We start from the raw sequence: 20,964 nt of genomic DNA on the forward strand, positions 1-20,964 counted from the left end.
ATGAAGTTTTTATTTTACTTTACGATCTGCCTTATATTTTTTTAGTGCCAAACGATACTCTGCAAGAATTACTTTAATATCATCATTCATAACATTTGCCAAATCGGCCACAGAACTGGCATCATAACCATATACTTTTGACTCATTTTCTTTTAATGTTCCGTCTCTTCCTCGCAAACTTTGATTCTTGTCTATGATATAAACAAATCGCGTAGCAAATCGTTTGTCTAGTTTATGAGGAGACTTAAGGCTATTAAACAATTCTTGTATACTTTCTGGAGTACCAAAAACAAATTTCCATCCAGATACATCTGCGATATTATCCAATTCGTCTAAAAGTTTTTTCGCTGCATTTTCACTTCCAAATGGCAGAACCATCACAAATTGAAAATCTTGAAATCCGTGATTTTTTTTATAAATCTTTTGATTTAGATTGAATGCATTTCCCTGTTTATTATGAATATCCTGGCCAAGAAAACCCAATACTGTGATTTTATCTTTAAAAGTAATTTTTTCTGAAGTAAGAGACTCGAAGTTTTCAATATTTCCAATATTTGTATTTAGCACAGGAAGTTTTGCAAAATTATGCACTCCAGAAGCAAAAAACAGATATGCCACTAATGGTAATACAAATAGAATTCCAAGAACAAGATATTTTTTCATTTCGTAAAGTAGCTTTATTTCTACTCGAATAAGTGGTGCAAAAATAGAAAAAGACGGTCTAATAAACCGTCTTTTTACAATGCTTTTAACTATATATTTTATGCATTAAAAGTCCCAACTTTTATATCCTGCTTTGAAAACTTCATATACATAATCTCCTTCGGTAAGCAATATAAAAATAAGGTAACAAATCAAAAAGATTGCCGTCCAAACCACAGATCTTCTTAATCCTTTTGTTTCACCTTCCATGTGCATGAATGCCCATGTGATATAATATGCTTTCCAGATAGTCAGAATAATAAAAATCCAGTTAAGGAGTTTCATGCTTATTACTGTTGTTTCAACTAAAAACGCTGGTTTTATAATACCCAGTATTACTTCAACGATAGTAATAACTGAAAGTATAAAAAACACCTTCCAAATTCTTCCTGTATTTGATTCGTGATGTGCTGTATCGTGTGCCATGTTATTTTACTACTATATTTTTATTAAACCAGGTAAAAGAATGTAAATACAAATACCCATACCAAATCTACAAAGTGCCAGTACAAACCGACTTTTTCTACCATCTCATAGTTCTTTCTGCGCTCATACGTACCTAAGATTACATTAATAAAGATGATAATATTAATAATCACTCCAGAAAATACGTGAAAACCGTGAAAACCAGTAATGAAGAAAAAGAAATTGGCAAACAAAGGTGTACCATATTCATTATGTCTTAGATTGGCTCCTTCGACAATACCGATAGCATCACCTTGTAATCTTCTTAAAGATTCTTCTCTGGATAATACTGTTTTTTCTCCCTCTTTGGTAAGGGTTTGAGTTCGGATTAACAAGTCACTCTTCTTGGCAAAACCAGCCCTTACTTCTTCTATAGTATAGGTAGGAAGTGCACCTTCTTTCTCATACCAAACTCCAGATTTTCTATCATGCTGAGCTCTTTCTTTATGCGTATCAAGGATAGCAATCTCTCCTAATTTAACTCTCTTGTAACCATCATCGACAGGTTTCACAAACTGCAATATCTGACCTCCTTTGGTTTCTACCGCACCATATTCCCCTTTGATAAAATTTTTCCATTCCCAAGCCTGCGACCCAACGAATACCAAACCACCAATAATAGTCCAGAACATATAAATAATTACTTTTTTCTGCTTCATTTGGTGCCCAGCATCAACAGCCAATACCATAGTAACAGAAGAGAAAATAAGTATAAATGTCATCAGTGCCACATAGTACATAGGAGCATCTACGCCATGTAAAAACGGAAAGTGATTAAACACTTCATCGGCTATTGGCCATGAATCTATAAATTTAAATCTTGAAAAACCATAAGCGGCAAGAAAACCAGAGAATGTTAGTGCATCCGAAAGGATAAAAAACCACATCATCATTTTACCGTAGCTTACCTTCAGTGGTTGATTACCACCTCCCCAGATCTTATCCTCGGTACCTGTTTTAGTAACAGTTGTTTCCATATAAAGAATTTGGTATTGTTAAATTTTCCACAAAAATAATCAATTTTATTATTTCACCTCCTTAAATCTACTTTTTAATTAAGGTAAATCTAAATCGGAAAAAGAATACTGTTTTCATTGTCTTACCAATAAAAATTTCTTATCTCACGAAATACAAAAACAAAAAGAGATAAACCCACAGAAAATCAACAAAATGCCAATACATAGCACCCAGTTCTAATCCCAAGGTCTTACCTGGTTTATATTTTTGTTTAAAATGATTATAAATTACTACTAAAAGAACCAAAAGCCCCCCAACAATGTGCGCTAAATGAGTTACTACGATAATAAACATAAACGTAGAAACAATATTAGATGTTGGACCAGTAAAATGATAGCCCTGATTCATAATATCTTTGAAACCTTCAAACTGTAATACAACAAATAGCAGCCCTAATACAAGAGTTAATACCAAGAGTCCAGTTGCCAGACTTCTACTACCTCTTTCTATGGCTTTTTTCACCAAATAAAAAGTAACACTACTTGCTATAATTATCAATATACTGTAAACAAATGCCTGTGGAAAAACCAAATCTGTTACCCAGTCTTTTCGTGACTTACTTACCACATAGGCACTGGTAAGACCCGCAAACACCATAGCCATACTCACCATTGCAAACCACATCATGGTTTTTTTGGATCTATTTATCTTTTCTTGGGTTGTTCCCTGTGTTAAATCCATATACGAATAAATTTATCTGCCACATAAATAATTTGTAGCAATGTGATATATAAAACACTCATCAACATCAACTGCTTTGCAGTTTTTGCATCCCTTTTTTTATATAATCTAATTGCGGCCCTTAACAAGATTAATCCCAAAATTAGGATTACAATTCCTGAAACAGGAGTAAGATAAAGATCACCTGTTACTCCAAAAACAGGAATTAATGATGTCACAACAGTCCAAACGGTATAGAGAGTCACTTGCACAGCTGTACCCTGATCTCTTTTACCCGTAGGCAGCATAAAAAAACCTCCCTTTTTGTAATCATCATATAAAAACCATCCAATAGCCCAAAAATGAGGAAATTGCCAAAAGAATTGTACCATAAACAATGTCCCGGGCTCTATACCAAAATCATTAGTAGCAGCAACCCAGCCCAACATAAATGGAATAGCGCCTGGTATTGCTCCTACAAAAACTGATAAAGGCGTTTTTGTTTTTAGAGGTGTATATAAGCTTACATAGATAAAAATCGAGATCGCACCAAACATCGCTGTTTTGGGATTTATAGTATACAATACACTAATCCCTGCGATTGTAAACAGTGTTGCGATGGCAAAAGCCGTATTAACAGACATTCTTCCTGATGGGATAGGTCTATTTTTGGTTCGATCCATCAGTTTATCCAAATCTCTTTCTATAATTTGATTAAATGCATTTGAAGCACCAACCATAAAATAACCACCAACTGCCAAAAGCAACAAAGTGCTCCATGAGACTACTTCTACTCCTAATAAATACCCTGCAACAGAAGAAAAAACCACACTTAACGCAAGTCGCATTTTTGTGATTTCTTTAAAATCCTGAACAACAGAAACTTTTGCAGTTTTAATTTGGGTTACACTCAAATCTTGCACGTCTTTTATAATAGCTTTTTTAAAAGTGGTGCAAAGATATACCTTAAAAGGTTTTTAGACAACTTTCTAAGCAAGCATTATTAAGCTTTAACAACTTAACAAAGCTTCGAGTATCAATTATTACACAAAAGAACTTTGAAACTTATCCAAGTCCCAATGGTAATTTTTGTACTTTCATTTCGACATAACTTCTTTAAAGCATATACTCATGAAAAAATTATTAATAGCGGGGTTATTAATTACTTGGACATCAATTAATGCACAAAAAAAGGAAGTTGTTATCAAAATCGATACACTATCAGAAAACATTTATATGCTTACCGGGCAAGGAGGCAATATAGGAGTTTTTAAAAATGAAAAAGGACTTTTTATTATAGATGATCAATTTGCCAGGCTATCTAGTAAAATACTTTCGAAATTAAAAACTATAAGCAATCAACCTATTACCATGGTAATTAATACTCATTTTCATGGAGATCATACAGGAGGTAATGAAAACATGGCTAATCAAGGCGCTACCATTTTTGCACAAAAAAATGTACGATCCAGAATGAAAAAAAGGCAGCAAGAAAAGGGAAATATCATTTACAAATCTTTACCTGTAATTACTTTTGATAAAGGCCTACAACTTTATTTTGAAAAAGAACATATAAAAGCATTTCATGTTCATAATGCACATACCGATGGTGACGCATTGATTTATTTCGCAAAAGGAAACGTGCTACACATGGGTGACACCTTTTTTAATGGACGTTATCCCTATATAGATCTTAAATCAGGAGGAAGTATTAAAGGATACATAAAAGCCTCAGAAAAAGCTTTAATGATAGTAAATGATGATACAAAAATCATCCCCGGACATGGAAAATTGGCAACAAAAAAAGATCTTGAATCATTTTTAGCAATGCTAAAAAACATTACAGATACAATTCAAAAGGAAATTGATGCTGGTAAATCTGAAGATGACGTTACCAAAAATACTGTAATTACTGCAAATTATGACGTAAAGGGCTACGGGAGTGGTTACATCAATTCTGAAAAAATAAGGAAAACTATTTATCAAAGTCTCACCAGATAAAAACAAAACCCTGCTATTTATGATAACAGGGTTTTATCCATTTTCAGTTTTGTATTTTAAACACAATTGGTAATTGATATTTCACCGTTACCGGCGTGTCTCGCTGTTTTCCAGGGGTCATTTGAGGAAACAACTCTATAACCCTTTTTGCTTCTTTTTCTAATTTCGGGTGTGGAGCCCTTATTTGAATATTTGTAATCAACCCACTTGGATCTACATCGAATTGTGTATAGATTCTTTGCAAACCTGTTAACCCATATCGTTCTCCAAGGTCTGTATTAAACTTTCTTGATACAATTTTTCGAATTTTTTCTGAAAAGCACGCAGCTCTTTCGGCATTGGTTTTCAATTTTTCACATCCCGGAAAAATGGGAACCCATTCAATTTTGGTAAAAGGATACACAATTGGCTCGTTATTATCATCTGGATCGTCTGGTAATACACCTGGTTCAATTGGGTTAGATTCTGCTGGTTCATTCTTAAATATCCTATCCTCATCCTTAATTGCAGTATCATTATCAACAATATCAAAATCCTGAGGATCCACTACGGGTGTCGGTTTTTTTGCCGCTACTGTCTTTTGTTCGGGTTCTTTGTACTCTACAAATCTACCATCCCAAACATAGGTATCGCTATCATCGACCTCTTTTGGCGGGGGTTGATTTACAATAGGCACGGCAGTATACACCTCGAACATCACATAAGTAAATAAAAGACTTGCTACAAGTCCAATCTGAAAGTTCACCAATGTACTTTTTCGTACATTAGCATCATGCTTGTTACTCATAATATTTAGTTTTAACGTTACAATTAATACTGAATCAACAAGCATACCAAAAAAGAATCCCGTCTACATAAATGTGACGGGATTCTGATATTTTAAAGGATATTTTTTTTAGTCCTGTACCTGGAAAACGATTGGTAAAGAATACAGTACACCAACTGCTTTTCCTCTTTGTTTTCCTGGAGTCATCTTTGGTAACATTTTTACCACTCTTTGAGCTTCTTTCTCTAATCTTGGGTGCGGCCCTCTGGCCTGAACACCTACAATATTACCACTTCGGTCAATTTTAAATCTTACATAGATTCTGTTTACACCAGACAGACCTAACTCATTACCAAGTTCTGTATTAAACTTACGGTTAACAAATTTCTTAACCTTATCACTCATACATTTCTTCTTTGCAGCATTATTTCCTGCACCTTCACAACCAGGGAAGATTGGCACATTCTCGATTACCGCAAATGGAACATCTGCAATCTCTTCTTCTTCTTCAACATCTTCTACTTCTTCTACTTCAACGATTTCTTCTTCCTGGTTTGTTTCCGTAGATTCGATTATCGTTTCTTCAACCTCTTCTTCATCTTCTACTACGTCAATAATTTCCGGAGCAGGTGGCGGAGGCGGTGGCGGAGGTGGTGTATTAAGATTTTGAGTAATAGGCACATCCTCTTCTTCTAATTCATCAAGGTTTACCTGACCAATATCTATATTACTTCTATCATAGGTCTTCCACTCTATACCTCGCCATGTTATAAAAAGTACAAGGATAAGTCCCAATTGAAGGAACAGTGTACTTCTTCTGCTTAAATCTGCTTTAGGATTTTTCTTCGGTTCCATAATTATATTACGTTATAGGATTGCTAAAATAGCTAATTTCTTTTGTAATTTCCAATTAAAGATAAAAATGTAAAACAAAAAATTAGTTTTTTAACTTTTATCTCGCGGGTGAATTGAAGCAAAATACTATTAAAGTGTTTTTGCTCAAGTAACAGGCTTCTTTTCCTTATTAAACACAATCAGTTTATTTTCAAACAGTTTCAATATAATTGCAGCAAAAATTATACCGCTTGTATTGGCCAACATATCATTCCACTCTGGACTTCTATAATTTGTAAGGAGCATTTGCAATAATTCCATTAATCCTCCATAAAAAAAACAAATTATCGAAGATCGAATAAGGCTCTGCCTAAAATTTTCGTTTCTCCTTTCTGAAAAAAACAAAAACGAAAACAAAACTAATGTAAATATGAAGTAAGCCACAAAGTGCCCTATTTTATCACCTCCTTGCATATTAATACTTAGTGGCACTATGAATTTGGCCAATGAGGCCCATGTAATAGTAATGATATACACAATAAGTAGGGCCAAAAGTATTTTATGCCCCAATAACTTCTTTATAACCATCTGCAGATAATAAGCCTTCTATTTGGGATGCATCTGATATTTTTATTTTTACCATCCATCCTTCTCCATAGGGATCGCTATTTACCAATTCTGGATCGCTTTCCAAGTTTTCATTAAACTCTACAATTTCTCCGGTTAATGGAAGAAATAGATCTGAAACAGTTTTTACGGCCTCTACTGTCCCAAAAACTTCTTCTTGTTCAAGTTCTTCTCCTACAGTTTCTACTTCTACATATACAATATCTCCTAATTCGCCTTGGGCAAAATCGGTTATACCTACTGTAGCAATATCGCCATCAATTTTGATCCACTCGTGATCTTTTGTATATTTTAATTCGGAAGGAATATTCATTCGAAAAAAGTATTTAAATTAATCTCCCGACGAAAATAATTCTATTTTGTTAGATTTTAAGAAAACCGATAAAAAAATTATCAAAAAACTATTGTCAATAACCTTTCTTAATCTATTATCTAAAAATCCTTAATTCCCGAAGTTATAGCGTAATGTAAACCCTCCTCGAATAGTTGTTTGAGGAAATGCGGTAGAAATAGAGTACTCAGAAAACGTATGATCATAGAAGAACAATGCCGTTAGGTTTTTACTAAGTGCATAGTCTGCAGTGAATTTTATACCATAAATATCCTGTCCGGCGGTTACCTGTGTATTATCCAGATCAAGATATCTAATTAGTGTTTCGTTTTGACGTAATGAGATATCGGCCCTAAGATTAAGATCACTTTTTAATACTTGTTTCCTTCCTCCTATTCGAGTAGCAAAGGTCAATCCTTTAAGTCTGTATCCTAGACCTATGATATACTCATTTCCTTGTATTTCCGTAAGTAGATTATTATCAAAGCTTAATGAAAGTGCCCTGTCTTTTTTCCATTCTGCAAGAATCTTAATCGAATTCTTCATTTCCATATCAAACCTAACCAATGGACTAAATTGCTCGGTAAGGTTAATATTTGAATATAATATTGGATTTCGGTAATTGCCTCCTTCATCAAACTCACTATTATTAAACTCAAGATTAGTTTGAAACTGATTAATCGTATAATTTGCTCGATAACCATGTGCAACAGAGAATCGTTTAAAACGTTTTTTGAACCACTTTAGATTCATTAATCCAGTATATTTTATATCCCAATTAGGCATAGGAACATCCCTTAATGCGCCTTTCTGCACACTTTCTGCGCTTGTCCCGGTGTATGCTGCCAAAAATGCTGGTAACAGCACTGCCTGGTTTGTTCTCCCATAACCTATAGGAAAACCATCTTCACCCACATCATTTGGATCGTTACCCCTGTCTATAGCCAGACGTCTGGCTACTATTAGTCTGTTTTCTTTGAATTTATCAAATGCCTCAGAACTAAACTCATCACTCTTCTTGAATGCTGTATTAATAAGTAATGCCGAAATTGTAAAATTACCAAAAACATTGGGAGTAAGAGATGAATAAGGATTATCTACATCGATATTACCATCGGTATCCAGGTTAACTCTATAGTTCTCTGTATATGTTTCAGAATAGTTACGGTTTGCACTGATATCTATTTTCAAATCTTTTAACAATCCTAAAGAAGCCTGAACATTAAATTGTCTTCCTTCAACCTCTCTATATTGTTCATTAAATTCTTGGTACAATGTAAGCCATCCGTTACGCGCTGCCAAATCCCTAATCTCAGATTGGCTTCCAAACGTAAATCCGGTTGTAGGTTTTAAAGTCCCTACGAAACCAGGTTCTCGAGTATATCCTGGCAAAAAGATACCATTATCCTGTTGATAGTTTACATTTACCTTTTTGACTGCGGTCACCAATCCAACAAGGGTATTGTATGCTTTTTGCCCAACACTCAATTTACTTTTTATTCTCTTATTGGCGGTAGCTTTTGAAGTTCTCTTGGTTTCTCCAGATTTTCCTTCTTCTTCTTTCTCTTTTTTATCTTTTGAGTCTTTTTCTTTTTTAGCTTTCTTTCTTCCCGGTTTTATTTTGGTCAAGCCCACATACTTATACAAAGTATTCATATCCAAGGAACCATTTAAAGTATGTACGTTTGCATTTTGAACTGTATTTCCCAAATCCGGGATATCTTCAAGAGTTTTTAAAGCTTCACTTCCTTTTACCCACTGAAAATCTGCATTGTAAGAATACGTTGCACGCATAAACTTAAATAAAGGCACTTTTTTGAAAGGTATTTCATAATTCACCTGTAACTGTTGATTGTGGGCATTAGGATCACCTATATCAAAAAAGCCGCTCCAGATATCTATAGTATTGTCCACAACATTATTTTCATCAATAAAATTCTTTACAATACGGTTATTTGCAGAAGTAAAATTGAAATTCAATGATTTTGTGAGGTTATAATTAATACCAAATTGCCAATCAAAAAGGAAATTACGTTGATATAGCGTTGGTAACTCAATATTATCTGTGCCCAAATTTGCCAAAGTAATATCCCTGAATACTTGTTCGTTATATTGCCTATTAATATTTGAATTTACAGATATACTTGTTGGCAATAAATTAAAGTTAAAGTCTTTAAGCAGGTCAAAATATTTACTTTTACCGAGTAGTTTAACTTTTTTAAATGGTTCTACCTCTTTTGGTTGAAAGGTAAAATCATAGGTCCCTCCTAATCTTACCGTTTGATCTAAAGACTTTTCGATTTCAAAATCTCTATGATCTGTTTGATTATAGGTTCCCGAAAAAGTAAAATTTTCTACGTCATAAGGCATAGGTTTTGCATCTCCAGTTCTTTCTTTTCGCAACCCTATAACATTAAAACTTTGTCTTTTTGTATAATCGGTAGATTGACGTTCTCTGCGTTCTCGCTCTTCGGCATTTGGCGCCGCATCCAACAGATCTTGAAGTTCTAAATCCTGAAACTCTGGATCATACTGCGGTGTTATCAACTCTTCACCTCTACTATAGTTAAATGGAATTTGTACACCCCATTTTTTTGGTAAAAGTTGTCCCAAGTTAACATTTGTAGTTAAATCATATTGTCGATGATCTTCTAGGCTTCTTTCATTTGGCCCTTGTTCAACACCTCCAAAACCTATAGTAGTAATCCTACCAGAGGCACTTACATTGGCAAAATCAGCAATATTGGCATCCATATTCGCCACGGCGGCCCATCCGCCTTGATTTTTAAGGTCGCTTAGGCGCATTTCATTAAACCAAACAGTACCTGATTGATCTGTACCGCTATCATTTTTAATCCCTACCATCATTACTCTTACATCTCCCAAGCTAGGGTTTCCTTTTATACCAACCCTTATATTATTTGGCCCATCAAAGAAGTTAAGATCAGCAGCATTGAACGCACCTCCGCCAGCAATAATATTTGACTTTACCTCTTGAAGAAATTCTAAAGGAACGTTCAATCGGTTTGCTTCTGGCCAAACATCATTTTCAGATGTATCACTCCTATCGGAGACTACCAATGGCAATTCTATTTGATAGAAGTTATTGGTAAAATCATTACCCATTCTAATAAACGCCCTGAGATCACCATCTTGTAGTTCAGGTTGATTAGGAACAGACTCTGCATGCAAGAACATTTCGAGATTCTCATACTGCCGCATATCAACATTGAAATTCTTATACACACCGCGAGCATCGCTTGTGGTTGCATTAGACTGAAGATTAGTTACCGTTAGCGCAAGTGATCGTTCATCTTCTCTTATAATATTGTTGTTGTTATTTAACTGCTCTCTTACTACTCCGGGCGGAGTCACATAATTTGGTGTTTCTTCTTCACTTACAGAAGTAACGATAACCTCATTTTCTCCAAAAACATTTAAACCACTAGTTGGATCGTTGGATGTATTTCCTAATTGAATGTACCTTCTATAATCACCACGTACTAAATCCAGATTCCCAAATCGCAATAATGTTGGCTGGGAAAATCCTGTTAGGTACATTCTCATAAAACGGATGGATCTAAAATCGCTAACATTAAATTGATTTGTTGGCTCATAAATTGGAATTTTAAATCGCACCCATCTAACAGGAATATCTCTTCCTGAAACCCGTACAGTAAATCCAGGAGGAGTAACATCAGATATATATCCTGTACCTCCATCATTCCCAACATCCATACCTCTAAAAATAGGTATTTCGTATTCAAAATAACTATTTATGGTATTCATGGTATTATCTCTATTTACATCTTCGGCAGTAGGGAAGGTTGTATTTCCTCGATCGTCATTGGTAACATCTGTGGGAGAATTTCCCTGCGTTCCATTATAGTTTCTATATCGCTCTACAATATCACTTCCTGGAGCTTGTAAAAAATACGTATAATTATCACCAGATGGATCATCCAAAGAACGAAATGCACCGTATTCTTCCTTTTGTTGTTCCTGTAAATCGTTCAAACCATCAAAGCCCACATCCTGATCTGTCCTATCCTGACCATCAGTATCAAATGCATAAATTAATGATTGATTTGTGGGAACAGTACCATAATCGGTTTCAAAAGTATTTGCATCCTGATTCGTAGATGGTAATCCATTTTCATATTGTTTTCTTCCATCTTTTAAAACATCCTCGCTTATATTACCTAAGTTAAAAACTATTTTACCCCCAGGATTATCAACATCATCAAACTCGAATGGGTCCAACAACCAAAACTCTATAAATTCTACATTGGATTGCTCAAAATTAGTAGAGGTTAATTGCCTTGTAATCCCTGCGAAATTATTTCTTGGATCGGGTCGATCTGCAGGATTACTCCCTGGAGCATAATCTGGGTTAAAATTATATTGCCCCCTTTCATTGGGCTCATAACTTAAATCCAAAGTAAATAGTGCCAAAGATTGTCCTTGAGCAATGTCTGTTTCGGGAAAAATTTCATCAATAAATACCCTTCTGGTTCTGTTTGAAGCCAGGCTCTCATCTGTAATACCACTTGGTCTACTGTTACTATAAAAAATTGGATCAATAGAATACCAAGACAGTTTTGCCCTTTTATAACCTGACTGTATTCCATCCACTATAGTCTGGCTTGTATTGTCAGGGTTTCCAAAGCCTATCGGCACACTCGAAAGCTCCCACGACAAAGGTGACGAAACATCAATTCTGGTTTGAGCACCTTCAAAATCGTCTATATACGTTGTAACTTTACCATCAAAATCTGCTCCTTTTGGTGCTCCCGCTATGAGATATGCTCCTTCTGCCCTTAGAGAGACATTTGAAGGGACATCGGTATCAATATTTGGTAATTTATTTACCATTCTGGTCAAGAAAGGAACCTCGGTAGAATAGCTCAAATTGAGACCTAAAATGGTATTATTAATAGGCTCAAAATCATAACTAGATTTTTGAGTAATAGGCCTTTCATTTAGATTAAGAAAGGTTCCCCCTACTATAAAGTCGTCACTAAACTTATGCTCAATATTTAATCCTGTAAAACGCTTGGTTTGTTGGCCAAAAACTGCATTATTTTCAGTCGATACCTGAATTGGCGTATTGGAAGCAAGCAAAGCTTCGTCCAAAATAGTTACTCTTCCCAGTTGATAATTTACAGTATAATCGACTCCTTCTTGCAAAACTCTTCCACCAGCCGTTACTGTAACCGAACCTTGAGGCACATTAAATGCTCCTAAAGGAATCCCATCTTGCCCCGAAGATTTATAACGTCCTTTTAACTGAAAATAATTTTTATCTGCCGATCGTTGTTCTGCAATAACTTTGGTTTGGGTATAAAGATCTCGAAATACATATTCTGCCTGATTAGGGTTATACGAATCCTCATTGGTATAACTTGCTCCTACTGGTCCATTATTCAATTTGTTAAATAGGTGTTCACCAAAGGGTTCTACGGTACTAAATATAATTCGGCCATTTTCTGTATCAACAGTGATTCCTGGTACGTAATCAAAAAAACCATCTCCACCATCAACAGGGTCATTGTTTGGATTAAGACGATCCATATTAAATACCCGCAACAACGTATTTTGATCTACATCATCAGGCAAGGGCACTGAAGAACCTTCGGCCGCAGTAATATAATTTACCGGTGAAGGATTAGAATATAAAATATTTAATCTAAAATCATTTTGCTCAAGTCTAAATGCTCCCGTGCTATAAATGTTCTTCATCATCAGGTCCCATATTGGAAGGGTAACATTAATAATAGGACTCTTCAACATTTTTACTACCAAACTCTGGCTGGAACCGATTTCTGTATCGTCACCGGTCGTATCCCCACCAGTAACATCCCCAACGGTAGCATCGACGCCATCATTTGCAAATTCACCAACTTGAAAAACTCTTCCCCCGGCTGTATATTGATATGCTACAGCCAAAACCTCATCATTATTTAATCGTTGATTTAATGAAATATACCCCAACTGGGTATTTAAAGTATATTCGCTAGGGTTAAGTTTTCTTGCATTTTCTAAAATCGCATAATCAAACCCTTCGTTAAAACCAGATATAGGGCCAACAAACCCCTGTTGAACGGTAGAAATTTGTCGCACGGCCTCTGTAACCGGTCCCGCTGGACTAATTGCAGAAGGGTCAAGGTCATTATTACTATTGTCTGGAAAAGATCCTGCCCCAGGATTAAATAGCCCTGGAGGAATTGTAATATTACCAGCTACATTAGGTTCTCCCAAATCCTGAAGCGCAACAATATTACGCGCATTGGTAAGTGTTTGTGCGCTTGTTGCTCTATTGGTTACCCATACTTCTATTCTTGTAATCTGAATGTTATTATTGATGAAAGGGTAGCGCGCCAAAGATCTATCATAGTTATCTCTAAAAAAATGAGAAAGGAAGAAATGTCGATTCTCATCATAATCCAACGCAAAAAGCTCAAAATCCTCTACAGTACCTCCTCCTTGAACATTTACAGATCTGGTTTCAGAACGTTGTTCGGAAAACACCCCAGTAATAGTGGTTCTACCAAATTGCAGTCCAAGTTTAACTCCAAAAAGACTTTGTGCCCCTTGGATTAATGCACTATTAAGAGGCATTGTAACATTACCAACTTCTATACTTTGGATGATATCATCCTCTGTAGGTGTATACTCTAGTTTTAATTGATTCTGAAAATCAAAAGTAGATTCTGTATCGTAGTTTGCGGTTATTTGTAATCGAGTTCCTATTTTACCTAAAAGACTAAGGCTTATTCTTTGATCAAAATCAAAAGTAAAGTTACTACGGTTACGGGGTGAAAATGCAGGATTATCTTGTTTGGTAAATAATAGCCCCAGATCCATTTCTACAGATCCCTGTGGGATAATCTCAATCTCATTGCCTCCAAAAACAGATTCAAAAAATCCTGAATTGACATAAAAGATCGGAAGTAAATTCTTTCTTTTTTCTTCGCTTCCGTCCGTTTTTCCACTAAAAGCTTCTATTTTTTCTTTAAAATAGGCTCTTCTTTGTTCTTCTTCGACTAGAGCTTCATACTCCTTTGGTGTTAAAAACAAAGGATATTTCACATTGAAATCACCCAACATTTCACGATAAATATATCGATTGGTAATGGGGTCGTACTCATATTTTGTAACTATACTATTGGGGTCGGGTAAAGAGATTTCACCCCATGAAAATGTAGTACTCGTAGAATCACGAACCGTTTCGTTTTCTTGACTATGCAACACCCCACTATAAAGTGTTATCAAACATACTACTATTCTAAAAAAATTGAAATGTAAGTAATTTGAAGAACTCAATGTTTTTATAAATTTTTTAGTGCTTGTTTAATAATATTTTCAACTGTTTCTTTGGGGGTGATTTTTAAAACTCGGTCTATAGCTTTTTCTGCCAATTTTCTGTTAAATCCAAGAGTTTCTAATGCTGATAACGCTTCATCTTTATTAGTATTGCTTTGTGACACAGAAACTTCATCAATATCATAAACTTTAAGAATCTTATCTTTTAAGTCTATAATAACACGTTGCGCTGTTTTGGCACCAATACCTTTGATAGATTGAATAGTTGCAACATCATTGGAAGCGATGGCATCTTTGATTTGGTCGGGGTGTAATGATGACAACATGGTTCTTGCAGTACTTGCTCCAATACCTGATACAGAAATAAGAAGTCTGAAGATTTCTCTTTCAGATTTTTCGGCAAAACCAAACAACGTATGAGAATCTTCTTTTACCTGCAGATGAGTAAATAATTTTATACTCTCCCCTTCGGGAAGTAATGAAAATGTATGTAGTGAAATATGTAGTATATACCCTACGCCTCCACAATCTATTACAACATCGGTAGGATTTTTTTCAACAAGCCTCCCTTTGATATGAGTGATCATTAATTAAGTTGATGTGTTAAGGAGTCAAATGTAATAAAATTATCCTACAAAAAAGTATAAAAACATACCCTTTAAAAATGATTACTTTAAAGGGTATTAAACTTGGTTTATGTTATTTATAAATCTTAAATGTTTTTAGAGATTAGTGACAAATGTAAATCTCTCTTTTCTTTCTCTTGCGCGTCGATTACTGCGACAGCAGCCATATTGATCATTTCTTCAACACTGGCTCCCAACTGAAGGATATGAACCGGCTTAGCCATTCCCATCATAATGGGCCCAATAGATTCGGCATTGTTCAATTCGCTAAGTAATTTATAATTACTATTGGCAGAATCTAGATTTGGAAATACCAGCGTATTAACTTTTTGACCATTAAGTTTTGAAAAAGGGAATTTGTCTTTTCGTAACTTTCTATTTAAAGCAAAGTTCATTTGTAACTCTCCATCAACTATTAAATTAGGATAATATCGATGCAAATAGGCAACAGCATCTTGCACTTTGGTAGCATTGGGATGCTTGGACGATCCAAAATTTGCATATGACACCATTGCAACCACAGGTTTAATACCAAACATTTCTACGGTTCTTGCGGTCATTTGTGCAATTTTGGCCAACTCTTTCGAAGATGGATCTATATTAATGGAAGTATCACTAATAAATAACGGTCCTCTATCGGTCATCATTACATTCATAGTGGCGATACGCGTTGCTCCTTTGGCCAATCCTATAAGGTCCAACATTGGTTTAACCACAGTAGGATAACTTCGTGAATATCCAGACAACAATGCATCAGCGTCCCCTTCATTAACCATCATGGCTGCAAAGTAATTACGTTCTCTTAATAAACGTTTGGCATCGTATAAGGTAATCCCGCCTCTTTTGTTATTTTTCCAGTATTTTTCGGCGTATTTATTTTTCCTTTCGCGTTCTTCATCAGCTTTTGGATCAATGATTTCAATTCCTTCAGGATCAAAATCTATCTCTTTCATTAGCTCCAGGATTACATCTTTTCTTCCCAATAAAATTGGAATAGCGATACCTTCTTCTTTAACAGTTTGAGCAGCTTTCAATACATCAAGATGATCGCCTTCAGCAAATACAACTCTTTTGGGGTTTGTACGAGCCCTATCAAGCATAAGTCTTACCAACTTATTATCATTGCCCATTCTCTCTAACAATTCATCTTCATATTTTTCCCAATCTGTTATGGGTTCGGTAGCAATTCCGCTTTCCATAGCCGCTTTGGCCACGGCAGGAGGTACTTTTGCTATTAACCTAGGATCAAAAGGCTTGGGAATAATGTAATCACGACCAAAGTTAAGACGTGTTTCTCCATAAGCGATATTAACTTGCTCGGGCACTGGCTCTTTGGCAAGCTCGGCAAGGGCTTTAACCGCTGCCATTTTCATTTCTTCGTTAATCCCTGTTGCTCTTACGTCCATTGCTCCCCTGAAAATAAATGGAAAACCTAAAACATTATTTACTTGATTAGGATGATCACTTCTTCCTGTTGCCATAATCACATCATCACGAGTTTTTATAGCTAGGTCATAACTAATTTCTGGATCTGGATTCGCCATTGCAAATACAATAGGGGTGTCTGTCATGGACATAAGCATTTCTGGAGTAACCAGATTTGCCATTGACAAACCAATAAATACATCGGCATCCTTCATTGCATCATCTAAGTCATTCAAGTCTCGATCGGTGGCAAACTCTGCTTTTTCTTTAGTAAGATTATCGCGATCTTTTCTAATTACACCCTTGCTATCGGTCATGACAATATTTTCAGCCTTAGCTCCGAAAGCCTTGTAAAGTCTTGTACAAGAAACAGCCGCGGCTCCAGCACCGCTTACTACGATTTTTACATCTTCAATTTTCTTATCTGCTATTTCTAGAGCATTTAACAATGCTGCTGCAGAAATAATGGCTGTACCATGCTGATCATCGTGCATTACAGGGATATCAAGCTCTTCTTTTAATCGTCTTTCGATCTCGAAAGCTTCTGGTGCTTTAATATCTTCAAGATTTATACCTCCAAATGTTGGCGCTATATTTTTTACCGTTTCGATAAACGCATCCACATCTTTGGTATCTACTTCAATATCGAAAACATCTATGTCGGCAAAAATCTTAAAAAGCAGACCTTTTCCTTCCATAACTGGTTTTGATGCTTCGGGGCCAATATCTCCAAGCCCCAAAACGGCAGTTCCATTTGAAATTACGGCTACAAGATTACCTTTTGCCGTATATCTATATACATTTGATTTTTCTTTCTCTATTTCTAAACAAGGCTCTGCAACACCAGGAGAGTATGCCAAAGATAGATCTCTTTGAGTTGCATATTTTTTGGTGGGAACCACTTTGATTTTTCCTGGGGTAGGCTTTGCGTGATATACTAAAGCTTCTCTTCTTTTACTTTCAATACTCATACTAAATCAAGATAAATGTGCAATACAAAGTTACAAGTCTATGGGAGATGCGGAAATTAATAACTGCTAATCTTTAGAAAAATCAACATAACCAAAAAGTATGTGGTTTTTTAAGAGTTATATTGACAATATGACAATTATTAGGCTTTAATTCTAAAAATATGATCAGGATCAACCAATTGATCAAGTTTACCTCTTAAATCCTCTGTTAAAAAGTTTAATCCTAATTGATAGGAAGCATTCATCCATCCAAATCCACTTGAAGTAATGTAATCAAACTCAGTTCCTACATTACCATACTCTGCATATACTTTGTGTGTGCATTTTACCACATCATATTTTTCGGGGATGGTTCCATTATAGTTTACTGCGTTTTTGGTGATCATCCATAACCATCGATAAACTAGTTCTTGAGTTTCTTTTTCGTATCCATACCTCTGTAAACCTCTCCAAATAAGCATTTGGTGCGGTGCCCAACCATTTGGGTAATCCCATTGACGTTGTGGTGCATTAGCATTGGTTTTATCTGAAATATCGCTAGTCCCTGCCACTCCACCTTTTTCAACAAGATTTTCAAACAGATTTTTTACCATTCTCTTTGCCTGCTCATCTGAGCAAATTCCAGCCCATAGCGGGTAATGATTTGTAGCAGCTTCTGTTTTTTGTTGTTTTTGGGTTACAAAATTATAGTCGTAATACCCTCCTGCCTCATCATCCCACATCAAATCATTCATTAGATCTTTTCTTTTTGTAGCCTTAGTTAACCAAAACTTTGCATCGTGACCTTCAAAATTATTATCAAATATCTCTTTAATTAAAAAAGCAATATCTACTTCGTATTTATATAACAAACTATTGAGTCCGACTGTGTTCAAATCTGCACATATATCATCCAGGCGATTAGAGGTATCATGTCCACTCTCTCTTAAAGATCGATCATGAGTAAAATAATGATCTAGTTCTTCATCAACCAATTCTCCATTTTTATACTTATCGACAAATTCATTTAAATCTAGCTTATGTTTTTTTGCATATTTGTTAAGTTCAAAATCAAAATGCCCTTCTTCAGTTTCGGGTGGAATTCCGATTCCTTCTCCATAAAAACGACTTAACCCTGTACCGGTTAGCCGAATTCCATTTTGCATCCAAACGGTTTCATATTCTTTGATCACCATCTTTAGGTTCTCTGAAAGCCAATTTTTTGAAACATCAGAGTTTTTAAGATAAATCTCCTTAAGCAAGGAACTAAAAAAAGGCGGTTGTGTTCTGGTAAGATAATAACTTCGATTTGCATTAAGGATTTTACCATAATACCTGATTTGATACGCAAAATTATCTGCCATGGCCATGGCCAAATCCAACCGATTATCTATTAACAATCCAACCGATTCAAAATAACTATCCCAACCATACATTTCATTAAAACGACCTCCGGGAACTACAAAGGGAACTCCTTTTTCGTTTTTAAGTGCAAGTGCAAGAAGTCCCGGTTTACTATTAATAGATTTTACATACTTAGGGGCAATCTCTTTTGGAAGAATTTCAATATTAAGATTAGGCATCTTCTTAAGAAGTAACCGATAATAATTTTGCCCTACTACATCTTCTTCAGGAATATAGATTCTTTGTGTTGAATCGTTTGCTTTTTCGTCATTAAGAATTTTATTCAATCCCTCTTTATCAATCGTTCTGGTAAGATCATCCCAAAAATATTCTTTTATCATTCTTGAAATCCTCTGTGATGGTAACTCCTCTATTTTTTCTAATCGAATTTCTGCAACAACCTTGTTTAACTTTTGCTCCAAAGCAAGTTCTTGAAGAAGATTACTGAGATGATATGTCCCCTTTACTTCATATGATTCTCCTTCAACAGAAATAATGACAAATCTTTTGGGACCTTTATCTTCGATTGTAATTTTTTTATCGGCATCGGTATCCTCTTGTTCCAGGAGTAATTTTAATGTGTCTGCTATGTGAAGTTTAAAACGCATTTTTGGTTGTCATCTTTTTGAGAATAAAATACGAAATTAAGAGCAGACCCATAGGAATTAAGGTATAATAAAACGCATTCTCTGGCCCCTGATTTTTGAATAGCCAACCAATAATTCTTGACCCCAAAGTACCACCAAGAGCAGAAAAAACTACAATAAGACCTGTCATTGGGCTATGTAATTTTTCGGGAAGCGCACTTAATACTACAGAATTTAACAACGGATAAATAGGAGCTATAAACAACCCTACAATTGGAAAAGCAAAACCAATAAGGGGTATATCACTAATGCCATTAATCTCTCCCACCTGAACGTTTACAGTTTTGGGAAGAATAAAAACTACCATCATCATGGCCAAAATTGTACATATAGAAAGCACCCAGATCCAATTAACTTTTTGAGTGATTACCCCTGCAGATATCCTTCCTATTGCAAGACAAATTGCTAGTATACTAGCCATCATAATGCTTATATTTTCAGGAAGTTGCAAAACCTTATCGTTGAAAGATGGTAGCCAGGTCATAATTCCTTGCTCTATCATCACAAACAAAAATGCGCTAATCACAAATACGATAATCAAAAGTTTTGTTAGCAATCGAAACATCTGAGCAAAGTCATCTTTCAGGTCTGTCCCCGGAATTTCGGGTTCTTTTTCAAATTTTGTAAAAAATAAAAATAAAAACGATGCTATAGACATTCCAGCCAAAAGCCAATATACATTAAGCCAAGAATCCGGTTCTCTTTCAAAATTAAATGCGGGAAATAAAAAATATGCCAAAGCGATTCCGATCATAAACACACCTTCGATAGAACTCATAAGGCTATTATGTTCTTTTTCACCAGAAGTAACCATACCAATCATGGAATATACTGAAACCTTGATCAATGCAAAGGAAACCCCCACTGTGGCAAATAATATTTTTGCCGAGGCAAAAGAATTACCAAAATACATCGACATACATGCCACTGAAACAAGTCCCAAACCAATCAACATCGCTTTTTTATACCCTAATCTAGGAAGGAACGAGGCTATAAAAAATGAAACGATGGCGATTGGCAAATCTTTGAAAGCTTCTAAAGCACTGGCCTGCACCTCGTCTACGCCATAATTGTTTTGTGATTTTAAAATCACTATTCCAACACTATTAAGTAGAATAGCGAAAACAAAATAATTAAGATATAAGGATATTTTTACCCCAAGATTCTTCATCCATTCAATTTT

The 20,964-nt window shown here is 35.3% G+C and carries 15 protein-coding genes; 1 reads left to right on the forward strand and 14 read right to left on the reverse strand.

Annotated elements, in window-relative coordinates; all coding sequences use genetic code 11:
- Window positions 1-9: 9 nt before the first annotated feature.
- The 5 genes from U6A24_RS01510 to cyoE all read right to left on the reverse strand — a co-directional run bounded on the left by U6A24_RS01510 (window position 10) and on the right by cyoE (window position 3,758).
- A complete protein-coding gene (locus tag U6A24_RS01510) occupies window positions 10-663 on the reverse strand; it encodes a hypothetical protein (protein WP_324178167.1) in 654 nt (217 codons plus the stop codon).
- A 105-nt stretch (window positions 664-768) separates the two neighbouring features.
- On the reverse strand, window positions 769-1,128 hold the full coding sequence (locus tag U6A24_RS01515) for a cytochrome C oxidase subunit IV family protein (RefSeq protein WP_324178168.1): 360 nt from the start codon (window positions 1,126-1,128) through the stop codon (window positions 769-771).
- Between the two features lie 23 nt (window positions 1,129-1,151).
- Window positions 1,152-2,144, reverse strand: coding sequence for a cytochrome c oxidase subunit 3 (locus tag U6A24_RS01520; protein ID WP_324178169.1), 993 nt, complete (start codon window positions 2,142-2,144; stop codon window positions 1,152-1,154).
- Window positions 2,145-2,283: 139 nt separating this feature from the next.
- Entirely contained in the window at window positions 2,284-2,865 is a 582-nt protein-coding gene (locus tag U6A24_RS01525; protein WP_324178170.1) for a cytochrome c oxidase subunit 3, read from the reverse strand.
- Window positions 2,856-3,758, reverse strand: coding sequence for a heme o synthase (gene cyoE, locus U6A24_RS01530; protein WP_324178171.1), 903 nt, complete (start codon window positions 3,756-3,758; stop codon window positions 2,856-2,858). The genes U6A24_RS01525 and cyoE overlap by 10 nt, the downstream gene beginning before the upstream one ends.
- A 217-nt stretch (window positions 3,759-3,975) precedes the next feature.
- Between cyoE and U6A24_RS01535 the strand changes: the two genes are divergently transcribed.
- Window positions 3,976-4,845, forward strand: coding sequence for an MBL fold metallo-hydrolase (locus U6A24_RS01535; protein WP_324178172.1), 870 nt, complete (start codon window positions 3,976-3,978; stop codon window positions 4,843-4,845).
- 43 nt (window positions 4,846-4,888) lie between these two features.
- Here the strand turns inward: U6A24_RS01535 and U6A24_RS01540 are convergent, their stop codons facing one another.
- The 9 genes from U6A24_RS01540 to U6A24_RS01580 form a co-directional block, all read right to left on the reverse strand.
- Window positions 4,889-5,632, reverse strand: coding sequence for an energy transducer TonB (locus U6A24_RS01540; protein ID WP_324178173.1), 744 nt, complete (start codon window positions 5,630-5,632; stop codon window positions 4,889-4,891).
- 108 nt (window positions 5,633-5,740) lie between these two features.
- On the reverse strand, window positions 5,741-6,466 hold the full coding sequence (locus U6A24_RS01545; RefSeq protein ID WP_324178174.1) for an energy transducer TonB: 726 nt from the start codon (window positions 6,464-6,466) through the stop codon (window positions 5,741-5,743).
- 144 nt (window positions 6,467-6,610) lie between these two features.
- Window positions 6,611-7,033 (reverse strand): VanZ family protein, encoded by a 423-nt coding sequence (locus tag U6A24_RS01550; RefSeq protein ID WP_324178175.1) that lies wholly within the window; start codon window positions 7,031-7,033, stop codon window positions 6,611-6,613.
- Window positions 7,005-7,385 (reverse strand): glycine cleavage system protein GcvH, encoded by a 381-nt coding sequence (gene gcvH, locus U6A24_RS01555; RefSeq protein WP_324178176.1) that lies wholly within the window; start codon window positions 7,383-7,385, stop codon window positions 7,005-7,007. The genes U6A24_RS01550 and gcvH overlap by 29 nt, the downstream gene beginning before the upstream one ends.
- A 129-nt stretch (window positions 7,386-7,514) precedes the next feature.
- Window positions 7,515-14,729, reverse strand: a complete 7,215-nt coding sequence (sov, locus tag U6A24_RS01560) for a T9SS outer membrane translocon Sov/SprA (RefSeq protein ID WP_456062059.1) — start codon at window positions 14,727-14,729, stop codon at window positions 7,515-7,517.
- 5 nt (window positions 14,730-14,734) lie between these two features.
- The gene (gene ruvA, locus U6A24_RS01565) at window positions 14,735-15,316 is read right to left on the reverse strand and encodes a Holliday junction branch migration protein RuvA (protein ID WP_324178178.1); all 582 of its coding nucleotides are present in this window, start codon (window positions 15,314-15,316) and stop codon (window positions 14,735-14,737) included.
- A gap of 125 nt (window positions 15,317-15,441) precedes the next feature.
- The gene (locus U6A24_RS01570) at window positions 15,442-17,751 is read right to left on the reverse strand and encodes an NADP-dependent malic enzyme (RefSeq protein WP_324178179.1); all 2,310 of its coding nucleotides are present in this window, start codon (window positions 17,749-17,751) and stop codon (window positions 15,442-15,444) included.
- 140 nt (window positions 17,752-17,891) lie between these two features.
- Window positions 17,892-19,742, reverse strand: a complete 1,851-nt coding sequence (locus U6A24_RS01575; RefSeq protein WP_324178180.1) for a trehalase family glycosidase — start codon at window positions 19,740-19,742, stop codon at window positions 17,892-17,894.
- Window positions 19,732-20,952, reverse strand: coding sequence for an MFS transporter (locus tag U6A24_RS01580; protein WP_324178181.1), 1,221 nt, complete (start codon window positions 20,950-20,952; stop codon window positions 19,732-19,734). The genes U6A24_RS01575 and U6A24_RS01580 overlap by 11 nt, the downstream gene beginning before the upstream one ends.
- Window positions 20,953-20,964: the final 12 nt, after the last annotated feature.

The sequence above is a fragment of the Aquimarina gracilis genome, from assembly GCF_035285365.1.
GTDB lineage: Bacteria > Bacteroidota > Bacteroidia > Flavobacteriales > Flavobacteriaceae > Aquimarina > Aquimarina gracilis.